The organism is Methylibium sp., assembly GCF_013817365.1.
In the GTDB taxonomy this organism is placed as follows: Bacteria; Pseudomonadota; Gammaproteobacteria; order Burkholderiales; family Burkholderiaceae_C; genus Methylibium.
Genome location: NZ_JACDCU010000191.1, coordinates 1 through 7,365, shown reverse-complemented (window position 1 = coordinate 7,365; position 7,365 = coordinate 1). Strand labels below are relative to the sequence as shown.

At 63.1% G+C, this 7,365-nt stretch carries 19 protein-coding genes; 7 read left to right on the top strand and 12 right to left on the bottom strand.

The genetic code is table 11. The features are described from left to right. From H0W38_RS12495 to H0W38_RS12445, 11 genes are all read right to left on the bottom strand, one after another. On the bottom strand, positions 1 to 238 hold a 238-nt coding region (locus H0W38_RS12495), incomplete at its 3' end, for a hypothetical protein (protein ID WP_292454460.1). Between the two features lie 17 nt (positions 239 to 255). Next, complete coding sequence (locus H0W38_RS12490) at positions 256 to 540, bottom strand: hypothetical protein (protein ID WP_292454457.1); 285 nt, start codon at positions 538 to 540, stop codon at positions 256 to 258. Beyond that, a complete protein-coding gene (locus tag H0W38_RS12485; protein ID WP_292454455.1) occupies positions 537 to 1,109 on the bottom strand; it encodes an ERF family protein in 573 nt (190 codons plus the stop codon). Before H0W38_RS12485 ends, H0W38_RS12490 begins: the two co-directional genes overlap by 4 nt. A gap of 117 nt (positions 1,110 to 1,226) precedes the next feature. Continuing rightward, positions 1,227 to 1,355, bottom strand: coding sequence for a hypothetical protein (locus H0W38_RS12480; RefSeq protein WP_292454453.1), 129 nt, complete (start codon positions 1,353 to 1,355; stop codon positions 1,227 to 1,229). Further along, on the bottom strand, positions 1,352 to 1,525 hold the full coding sequence (locus H0W38_RS12475; RefSeq protein ID WP_292454450.1) for a hypothetical protein: 174 nt from the start codon (positions 1,523 to 1,525) through the stop codon (positions 1,352 to 1,354). Before H0W38_RS12475 ends, H0W38_RS12480 begins: the two co-directional genes overlap by 4 nt. After that, complete coding sequence (locus H0W38_RS12470; RefSeq protein ID WP_292454448.1) at positions 1,522 to 1,728, bottom strand: hypothetical protein; 207 nt, start codon at positions 1,726 to 1,728, stop codon at positions 1,522 to 1,524. Before H0W38_RS12470 ends, H0W38_RS12475 begins: the two co-directional genes overlap by 4 nt. Positions 1,729 to 1,807: 79 nt before the next feature. After that, positions 1,808 to 2,011: a hypothetical protein gene (locus H0W38_RS12465; RefSeq protein ID WP_292454446.1), complete on the bottom strand. Its 204-nt coding sequence runs from the start codon at positions 2,009 to 2,011 to the stop codon at positions 1,808 to 1,810. Next, positions 2,008 to 2,292 (bottom strand): hypothetical protein, encoded by a 285-nt coding sequence (locus tag H0W38_RS12460; RefSeq protein ID WP_292454443.1) that lies wholly within the window; start codon positions 2,290 to 2,292, stop codon positions 2,008 to 2,010. The genes H0W38_RS12465 and H0W38_RS12460 overlap by 4 nt, the downstream gene beginning before the upstream one ends. Further along, on the bottom strand, positions 2,289 to 2,648 hold the full coding sequence (locus H0W38_RS12455) for a hypothetical protein (RefSeq protein ID WP_292454440.1): 360 nt from the start codon (positions 2,646 to 2,648) through the stop codon (positions 2,289 to 2,291). The genes H0W38_RS12460 and H0W38_RS12455 overlap by 4 nt, the downstream gene beginning before the upstream one ends. A 584-nt stretch (positions 2,649 to 3,232) precedes the next feature. After that, complete coding sequence (locus tag H0W38_RS12450; RefSeq protein WP_292454438.1) at positions 3,233 to 3,493, bottom strand: hypothetical protein; 261 nt, start codon at positions 3,491 to 3,493, stop codon at positions 3,233 to 3,235. Next, positions 3,490 to 4,149, bottom strand: a complete 660-nt coding sequence (locus H0W38_RS12445) for a hypothetical protein (protein WP_292454436.1) — start codon at positions 4,147 to 4,149, stop codon at positions 3,490 to 3,492. Before H0W38_RS12445 ends, H0W38_RS12450 begins: the two co-directional genes overlap by 4 nt. A gap of 75 nt (positions 4,150 to 4,224) precedes the next feature. On the opposite strand from H0W38_RS12445, the gene H0W38_RS12440 reads away from it, so the two are divergent. Beyond that, positions 4,225 to 4,482 carry a hypothetical protein gene (locus tag H0W38_RS12440; RefSeq protein ID WP_292454435.1) on the top strand — a complete coding sequence of 86 codons (258 nt, stop codon included), beginning with the start codon at positions 4,225 to 4,227 and terminating at the stop codon, positions 4,480 to 4,482. A gap of 93 nt (positions 4,483 to 4,575) precedes the next feature. Here the strand turns inward: H0W38_RS12440 and H0W38_RS12435 are convergent, their stop codons facing one another. Next, the gene (locus H0W38_RS12435; protein WP_292454434.1) at positions 4,576 to 4,773 is read right to left on the bottom strand and encodes a hypothetical protein; all 198 of its coding nucleotides are present in this window, start codon (positions 4,771 to 4,773) and stop codon (positions 4,576 to 4,578) included. 98 nt (positions 4,774 to 4,871) lie between these two features. Here H0W38_RS12435 and H0W38_RS12430 point away from each other — a divergent pair, with 98 nt between their 5' ends. Genes H0W38_RS12430 through H0W38_RS12405 form a run of 6 tightly spaced genes read left to right on the top strand, consistent with a single transcriptional unit; the run spans position 4,872 to position 7,252 of the window. Next, positions 4,872 to 5,261: a hypothetical protein gene (locus H0W38_RS12430; protein WP_292454432.1), complete on the top strand. Its 390-nt coding sequence runs from the start codon at positions 4,872 to 4,874 to the stop codon at positions 5,259 to 5,261. After that, positions 5,258 to 5,434 (top strand): hypothetical protein, encoded by a 177-nt coding sequence (locus H0W38_RS12425; RefSeq protein ID WP_292454431.1) that lies wholly within the window; start codon positions 5,258 to 5,260, stop codon positions 5,432 to 5,434. The genes H0W38_RS12430 and H0W38_RS12425 overlap by 4 nt, the downstream gene beginning before the upstream one ends. A 10-nt stretch (positions 5,435 to 5,444) precedes the next feature. After that, the gene (locus H0W38_RS12420) at positions 5,445 to 5,648 is read left to right on the top strand and encodes a helix-turn-helix domain-containing protein (protein WP_292454430.1); all 204 of its coding nucleotides are present in this window, start codon (positions 5,445 to 5,447) and stop codon (positions 5,646 to 5,648) included. Positions 5,649 to 5,683: 35 nt separating this feature from the next. After that, positions 5,684 to 6,439 carry a hypothetical protein gene (locus H0W38_RS12415; RefSeq protein ID WP_292454428.1) on the top strand — a complete coding sequence of 252 codons (756 nt, stop codon included), beginning with the start codon at positions 5,684 to 5,686 and terminating at the stop codon, positions 6,437 to 6,439. Next, positions 6,429 to 7,067 carry a DUF6475 domain-containing protein gene (locus H0W38_RS12410; RefSeq protein WP_292454425.1) on the top strand — a complete coding sequence of 213 codons (639 nt, stop codon included), beginning with the start codon at positions 6,429 to 6,431 and terminating at the stop codon, positions 7,065 to 7,067. Before H0W38_RS12415 ends, H0W38_RS12410 begins: the two co-directional genes overlap by 11 nt. Further along, the gene (locus tag H0W38_RS12405; RefSeq protein ID WP_292454423.1) at positions 7,064 to 7,252 is read left to right on the top strand and encodes a hypothetical protein; all 189 of its coding nucleotides are present in this window, start codon (positions 7,064 to 7,066) and stop codon (positions 7,250 to 7,252) included. Before H0W38_RS12410 ends, H0W38_RS12405 begins: the two co-directional genes overlap by 4 nt. Positions 7,253 to 7,365: the final 113 nt, after the last annotated feature.

Here is a 7,365-nt window from a genome sequence, read left to right as displayed (position 1 = left end):
CTTTCGTGAGCCGATCAACCTCGCGCACGGCGCAGTCATAGTGATTCGGCCCCCATGTGTGGCACCCCGGCCCGTGCGTGCCAATGCGGCCGTCCCTGTCGTCCTGCCAGCGCAGGCACTTCTGCAGTCGCTCGATCTCTGCGGCCTGCGCGAGCAGCATCGCGGCTGCCTCTTTGCGCACGGGCCATATCGGATCAGCGATCAGCGCGCCGGATAACTGCTGGGCGGTAGTGGTCATGACTCTGCCTTGCCTTCCTAAAAAGGAATGTCTTCTGGCATGTCATCCCAGCCGGTGGCGCCGCGCGATGCGGGCTCACGCTGAGGCGCCGGCCGTGCCGCAGGAGCCGACTGTTTTTGCTTAGGCTTGAAGCTGAACGACATCCACTTTCGCCCGCTCTCGGCGGTCTTCAGCCAAGCGTCCATGAACATCTCGACGCCGTCGATCATCGCGGTGCCGGAGTAGTCCGGGTGCTTGTCGGATGCCTTGTTCTCGTTCTTGAACAGGCTACCGGTTCCATCTTTGGTTTCGTATTTGCTCATGCTGCCTTCCGGTTGTTGGCTGAACGGATGTATTCGCGCTCTGGAGTGGTCAGGCCGCTCCAAACCGCAGACTGAAACTCTTCTCCGACGCCTCGCGCGTAGTCCCATTCCTGAGCCACGCCGAGTTCACGGTCGTTGACGATGTGTTCCTGAATCTTGTTGCGCACCTTCATGACCATCGTCCTGTCAATGGTCGGCATCTTCGAGGCGTTGCCGTCGTCGTCCTCGGGCGCGATCCCGCACGCGGCCATGAGGGAGTAGCGGCGCGCGTAACTCAACGCCGAGCCGTAGCCCTGCGCGTCCTGTTTGCTGGCGGGGACGTGCAGCTTGCCGGCCCGCAGGGAATCGCCTGACTCATGTAGGAACACGGTTTCCACCGTCACGCCGGAGATGTCCTCGAAGGTTTCCTGATAGACGGCGATCCCGTTTTCGAGAAGGGCGTCGTTCACCGCCTCCAAGCACATACCCAGGTCGGCGTACTTGCTCTTGAAATGCGGATTGGTCGATGTTTTCAGCGCTGGGCTGAATGCTCGTTTTGCCTTCACGAAGGCTGGTGCAATCTTGCTCATTTCGTCTCCTTGGTTAGAAAGGCAGCCCGCGCAGCGCGATGTCTCTCGCCATGCGCGGTGCGTAAGCCCGTGAGTGGTGTTGTCGGTAGAGCCGGTAAACGGCCAGGAACTCGCGCATCAAAGAATCGCCTTCGGCGGCCCGTGCTTCCTTCGCTTGCGCGCGGCGTCGAGCGACCTGTGGTGCGCATCCAGCGCGGCGTGCCATGCCTTGCGGATGGCGGTGAGGTGGTCGCGCAGGGTGTTCATGCAGCCACCCACAGCAGCGCAATCACTGCAGCCGCACACAGCCAGGGCCAAGGGTTGAACGGCTTGGCCTTGTGCGCGCAGTAAATCCAGTCGTATTGGTTGCGCTCGGCCTCGCGCAGCGTGCGGGCGTAGCGCAACGTCAACTCGTCCCGGTCGCGGTGGTAGGTCATGAGCAGCCGCCCGGCATCCAGCAGCCGACCTCCATCACCACCACGAACACCGCCGCAGCAACGCTGCCCAGCGCCACGATGCCGTCCGGCCCACGAAAGAACGGCACGGCCTCGTTCTCCGGCAGCACACACGACTCTGGCGATGGACACGCCTTGCGCCCACCCTCGCAGGCATCGCACAGGCACGCAGGGACGCGGCTCATATGCCTACTCCCGCAGCGACGAACAAGAGGGCCGCTGCGTACACGGCGATGACCGCGGCCGCGACGATGAGGGCGCGCTTCATGCGAACACCCACAAAACCACTGCCGCGTAGGCCGCGAGATAGACGGCCATACCGCAGGCGAAAGGCTTGTTGACCCTGGCGCGCTGGCGATCCGCCGGCCGATCCATCGGCGTGACCCGGCGCGTGGTGAGCGACAGGCACTCGTGGTCGGTGTCGTACACACCCGGGAGGGTGTCGCCGAAGTCGGGAATGGCGTTCATAGCGCACCCCCTGCCTTGGTGATGGCTGCGTCCATCTGCTTCACCGTGATGTGCTCGGCAACGTCTTCGTCAGTGGAGTCTTCCCAGTTCGCCTGGATCGCAACGGCCAGCACCTTGCGGGCTTGAACGAGCGCAGCCAACATCTCCGGCGCGGCGGCGATAAGGCGGGCATTGGCCTCATGCTCTGCACTTGTGATGACGGCTCGGCGAAGGTGGTAGCTAGCAGCAAGGCCGTTGTCTGCCTCGATGAACCAAGGCGCCGGCGTGTGAGCGCCGCTCATGCCGACCTCCCACGCAGATCAGCCGCCATGTCAGCGTCGAGCTCCGCGTAGTCCGTCGCGTCGAGTGCCTGCACAGCACCCAGCAGCTCGTGCAGTTCGTCGAGCTTGTGCAGCGCTGCGTCGAGGGCGGCGTAACGGCCCGACTTGTCCATCAGTTCGAGCCGGTAGGCCAGCGCACCAGCCAAACCCTGCGCCTGCTCGTCGGTCAGGTCCGGCGCGCTGCGGATCAGTTCGATGGCGCGCTGGGCGGGCTCGATGGCGTCGAGTGCATCGAAGCCGGTTAGTGGCTCTGGATCAGGTGCGAACCGGCGTGCGCTTGCCTTGCGGGCGGCGCGGATGAGGGTGGCTGCGCTCATTGCTGATTTCTCCCATCGGTGCCGCGGTGCTCGGTGAGCGGGCGGCGGGTTGTTCGATGAGTTACTATAGCGATTCGCTAGCAACAGGTCAAGCGATTCGCTAGGAAAGTCGCGTACCTAGGGAAAACACCGACGCAAAAAGCCCGCCGAGCGCGGCCCGGTCTGCCTTCGACATCGCATGGAAGTGCCGGCCCCAGAGTGCAATGCGCTTGCCATCGGCGCAATCGAAGGCACAATGCAACCGAGCCCTCAAGCTCTGGCTGTCACCCGAAAGGGACCGAGATTGCGCCTCGGGACAGCCAGGCCTTGAGGGCTTTGTCGTTCCTGGCCGCACTCCGCGCGACAGCAGGGGCCACAAGTGGGGCCGCTCGGAAAGAAACCGCCAGCCAGACACCGCCGCAAGGCACCGGGGCAACTACCCCGCATGTGAGCTGGTCGGCTGGCCTAACGTCGATGCCGAGGGACGCAGGAGGGGAACCACGGCCTGCGCATACGACGAACCCGTCACGGGTGGTGGAACCCTCTCAACCCTGCAGCAGCGGGGAAGGGGGGCCTTCGGGTGGAATTCCTCGCTTGTCAGCGCATCACATTAAGGTGGTGTTGGCGTCGCGCCTCCTGTGCACCATCTCCCGCAGGCAATCGTCAAGCGAGGCGAGGGCGCCGCGCGTAAACGTCGGGTCGCGTTTTGCGCTGCCGCAGCAATCGACGACGTAGCGGCCTCTCGGGAGTATCACGACAACACCCAAGCCGGTGATGTCACCCGCCTGTGCGCGATCCAACAGCTCACGGCACAACTGAACAACCTCACCAGAAAGACTCGATGATAGAAGCGTGTGGTTTGTCATCCTTGCCCCTGCTTCTTGTTCTTGTCTGAACTACGGCGGCCCTTGTTCTTGATGCCCGCTACCCCACCGGACTGCTGTATGCCTGGGCGCCTGCGTTCAACGAACGGGAGCGCCCCGGCTTCAGCCATCTCGCGCGCACGCAACCGATCAGATGATCCGCCATTCTTGGCGATCAACTCCCCGGTGCTGAGAGGCTTTTCAGTCGGAGTCCGCGCCTGGGCCATCCGCTCCTGCACCGCGCGGTTAACACGAGCTCGAAACTCAATGGCGCGGCGGCGGATGTCGGCTAGTTCGTCCGCCGGCACCGCGTCTTTGACATCCTGAAGAATCGCCCAATCGCTAGGCGAGACTTCGAGCCGGTCGGTGAAACCGGGTGGCGGCGACGGCGGTGCTGCCCTTGGCTTGGCCTTTGTCGTTTCGTCGGCGTCGAACCATCCCAGCCCCAAGCCGAACCTTTCCTCGATGGTCCGGGCCACAGCATCGCCAAGGCTTCGCGGGGAGCGCGAGCCGTCCTTCTTGGCCGGCAGTAGCCGTCCTTTGAGTATCTGATCGAGGTAGGCAATGCTCGCGCCGGCCTTCGATGCGACTTCGGCCAGGCCGTGCTCGGCGCACAAATCCGCCAACTTCCGCTTGCGCCGTTGGTCGCCGGTCTCCATTCCGTGATTGTCTAGCGCATCGCTAAATGTAAGTACGGAGCGAATCGCTTGACGCGTAGCTAGCGAATCGCTACGATGCTCACGATGAGCAATGGAATCACCCCCGAACGGCGCCGCGAATTGGCCGCCGCTCACGACTCGAACGACGCCTACCTGTACCAGTGCCTCACTGGACGGCGGGACATGAATCCGGCCGAGGCTGTGCGTCTTGAGTTGGCCACGAACGGCGAACTCAGGCGGTGGCATCTGTGCCAGAAAACGTGGCGCGGCATCTGGCCCGATCTGATCGGCACCGAAGGTGCGCCGGCCGTTGCCGCAGAGCAGCCCGCCTGAATGTCCGGCCTGCATCACAGCTTGATCCCCAAGGCCAGCAGCAGCGCCATGCGCTCCACCAGCCTGCAGACGGCGTATGTCGCCCATTCGGTATCACGCATCACCGACCTCCCTGCGGTCGAAGTAGACCGGTTGAGTGCGCTCGAAATCATCAGGCGCGGGCTCGACGGCCTGCGGCTTCAGCAGATTGAGCAAGAAGGCGAACTGCTCCAAGAGCGTCGCCGCGTTTCGTTCGTTCGTGATGTTTTGCACGGTTTCATTGTTGGCGCCCGATCTCGCACAGGCGTCCAAAGAATGTGGACACGTTTGGAAGGGGTCGGCAAAGCACCGGCGCCTCCATCGAAATTGGGAGAGACAGGATGCAGCGAGAGGCAACCGAGGAGGCGTTCGTGCCTTACGAATCAATCAACGACGCATTGATCGAGTGCGTCAGGGCCTGCGGCGGCAGCAAGTCTGCCGGTGTGGCCTTGTGGCCGACAAAGGGGGTCGAGGCCGCGCAACGCCATCTGCTCGCTTGCTTGAACCCGGAGCGAAACGAAAAACTCAGCCCCAACGAATTGATGCTGCTGTTACGCCTGGCGCGCGACAAGGGCTGCCACGTCGGGATGCAGCAACTCTCCCACGAACTCAGTTACGCCCAGCCGGCGCCCATCGAGCCGAAGGACGAACTCGCCGAACTGCTGCGCCAGAACCTTGAGGCGCACCGCGAGAGCCAGCGCCGGCAGGACCGCATCGAGCGACTGCTGCAGCCCGCCGCGTCGCTCAGGAGCGTCGCATGAAGATGATGACGGACGCCGACATCACCGCGCTGCGCGCCGAGGCGAGCCGTGAAGCCCTCGATGTCGCTGTGCGCATGCTGGTGCGGCAAGCAGAGGCGAGCACGACGTATGCGATTGAGCGTGCGCTGCTGCTCGCGGCCTCGGCAATAGCGGCCACAACTAATTTCCCCTAAAGGATTACGCATGAAACAGAACAAGAAATCCGCACTACTCAAAGCGCTCAAACGTGGATGGCTTACGCCGCTGGAGGCTGCGCAGCGCGTCGGTCTGTTTTCTCTGTCGCAGCGATGCGGCGAGTTCAGGCGGGCCGGCGTGAACGTGCTGGACAAGTGGGTGACCACGGATGGTGGGTCGAGGGTGAAGGCTTATCGGGTGGCGGGGGGCTGATCGTGGCGAATCAATGGCTTCGTTTGTGGCACGACATGCCGACCGATCCGAAGTGGAGAACCATTTCAAAGGCCAGCGGCCAGCGCATCGGTGACGTGATGGCGGTGTATCTGCACATGCTCGTCACGGCATCGAACGCAACCGAACGCGGCCGAACGCAATCGTTCAGTTGCGAGGATGTTGCGAGCGCACTCGACCTCGAAACGGCTGATGTCGCTGCAATCGTTGATGCGATGCAAGGCCGGGTTCTCGACGGCGACCGGGTCAAGGGATGGGAAAACAGGCAGGTTGCACGCGAAGACGGGGCTGCAGAGCGGTCAAAAGTGTGGCGAGAAGCACGAAAAGCAGAAAACCAAACGCTACCGAACGCGGCCGAACGCAACCGAACGCAGACCGAACGCAATCAAACGCCAGATAAAGATACAGAGAAGATAAGAGAAGAGGAAGAACCTATCGGTTCTTCTAAGCGCAAGCGCCAAGTCGAAGCCCCCGAATGGCTTCCTCCGCAGGAGTGGAAGGACTTTGTCCTGATGCGCAAGGCGATGCGCTCAGTGCCGTTCACGGAAGCGGCTGAGAAGGGCGTCATCGCCAAACTCGCCGGCTTCAAGCAAAACGGCCACGACATCGCCGCCTTGCTGCGCAACGCTGTCGAGTCCGGGCACCGGACGATTTACGAGCCGAAGGCTTACCGCGTCACCGGCCCGCCTGGACTGTCCACGGCAGGCGCCGCCACAGCCCAAAGCGCCGCGAACCTCGAAGCAAAACTGTTCGGAGAAGCACATGCAGCGTGACGACTACAAGCGGTTTGCCATGTCCTTGACCGCCATGAGCGAGCTGTACGGCAAAAGCATCAGCGAGGGCGCGCAGCTCCTGTGGTGGCGCAGTCTGGAGCGCTTCGACATCGAGCAGGTCGAGAAGGCTTTCGAGCAGGCGGTGCAGAACCCCGAGAGCGGGCAGTTCATGCCCAAGCCTGCCGACCTCATCAGGGCCATGCAGGGCACCCAGACCGACCGCAGCCTGATCGCTTGGGGCAAGGCCCTCGACGCCATGCAGCGTGTCGGCGCCTACACGTCCGTGTGCTTCGATGACCCTGCGATCCATGCCGCTATCGAAGACATCGGCGGCTGGCCGAAGTTGTGCCGCTCCACGCACGACGAACTGCCGCACGTGCAGCGGGTGTTCTGCCAAACGTACCGCGCTTACGCCGCCCGGCCGGACTTCACCTACCCCGCAAGGCTGGTCGGCGTCCACGAAGCAGAGAACGCGCTTGCCGGCAAACCGACCCAGCCTCCCGCGCTGATCGGCGACCCGAGCAAGGCCAAGCAGATCGCAGTCAATGGCTCGATGCTGCCGAAAACGCAGATCACCAACCTGTCGGACCTGATGCCGACGAAGCGTATCGGGAGGGAAGCGGCATGAACTACGAATCCGGTTTCAACGCTGGCGAGCACCAGGCGTTCCAGGACCGCCGCAGCGGCGTTGTCCGCGACCTCGGCGACGCACCCCAATCCGAATGGCAGCGCGGCTACCGGGACGGCTACACACCCCGTTCGCCGACGTGGGCCCGGTCGCTGGCTCGGATCGCGTGCTGGGAGACAACATGAGAACCCGCATCCCCAACAGCCTGCAGTCTCGCGTGCGCGAGTTCTTCGAGGCAAACCAAGACGAGGAACTCACATTCGAGGACATCTGCACGAAATTCGGCTGCTCGATTAAC

What these genes read in the sequence shown, in the direction of transcription:
- H0W38_RS12490 (WP_292454457.1), bottom strand. Translation starts at nt 540, where the DNA reads ATGAGCAAATACGAAACCAAAGATGGAACCGGTAGCCTGTTCAAGAAC.
- H0W38_RS12410 (WP_292454425.1), top strand. Translation starts at nt 6,429, where the DNA reads ATGCAGCGTGACGACTACAAGCGGTTTGCCATGTCCTTGACCGCCATG.
- H0W38_RS12445 (WP_292454436.1), bottom strand. Translation starts at nt 4,149, where the DNA reads ATGGAGACCGGCGACCAACGGCGCAAGCGGAAGTTGGCGGATTTGTGC.
- H0W38_RS12405 (WP_292454423.1), top strand. Translation starts at nt 7,064, where the DNA reads ATGAACTACGAATCCGGTTTCAACGCTGGCGAGCACCAGGCGTTCCAG.
- H0W38_RS12420 (WP_292454430.1), top strand. Translation starts at nt 5,445, where the DNA reads ATGAAACAGAACAAGAAATCCGCACTACTCAAAGCGCTCAAACGTGGA.
- H0W38_RS12425 (WP_292454431.1), top strand. Translation starts at nt 5,258, where the DNA reads ATGAAGATGATGACGGACGCCGACATCACCGCGCTGCGCGCCGAGGCG.
- H0W38_RS12480 (WP_292454453.1), bottom strand. Translation starts at nt 1,355, where the DNA reads ATGAACACCCTGCGCGACCACCTCACCGCCATCCGCAAGGCATGGCAC.
- H0W38_RS12415 (WP_292454428.1), top strand. Translation starts at nt 5,684, where the DNA reads ATGCCGACCGATCCGAAGTGGAGAACCATTTCAAAGGCCAGCGGCCAG.
- H0W38_RS12465 (WP_292454446.1), bottom strand. Translation starts at nt 2,011, where the DNA reads ATGAACGCCATTCCCGACTTCGGCGACACCCTCCCGGGTGTGTACGAC.
- H0W38_RS12460 (WP_292454443.1), bottom strand. Translation starts at nt 2,292, where the DNA reads ATGAGCGGCGCTCACACGCCGGCGCCTTGGTTCATCGAGGCAGACAAC.
- H0W38_RS12475 (WP_292454450.1), bottom strand. Translation starts at nt 1,525, where the DNA reads ATGACCTACCACCGCGACCGGGACGAGTTGACGTTGCGCTACGCCCGC.
- H0W38_RS12470 (WP_292454448.1), bottom strand. Translation starts at nt 1,728, where the DNA reads ATGAGCCGCGTCCCTGCGTGCCTGTGCGATGCCTGCGAGGGTGGGCGC.
- H0W38_RS12455 (WP_292454440.1), bottom strand. Translation starts at nt 2,648, where the DNA reads ATGAGCGCAGCCACCCTCATCCGCGCCGCCCGCAAGGCAAGCGCACGC.
- H0W38_RS12440 (WP_292454435.1), top strand. Translation starts at nt 4,225, where the DNA reads ATGCTCACGATGAGCAATGGAATCACCCCCGAACGGCGCCGCGAATTG.
- H0W38_RS12485 (WP_292454455.1), bottom strand. Translation starts at nt 1,109, where the DNA reads ATGAGCAAGATTGCACCAGCCTTCGTGAAGGCAAAACGAGCATTCAGC.
- H0W38_RS12450 (WP_292454438.1), bottom strand. Translation starts at nt 3,493, where the DNA reads ATGACAAACCACACGCTTCTATCATCGAGTCTTTCTGGTGAGGTTGTT.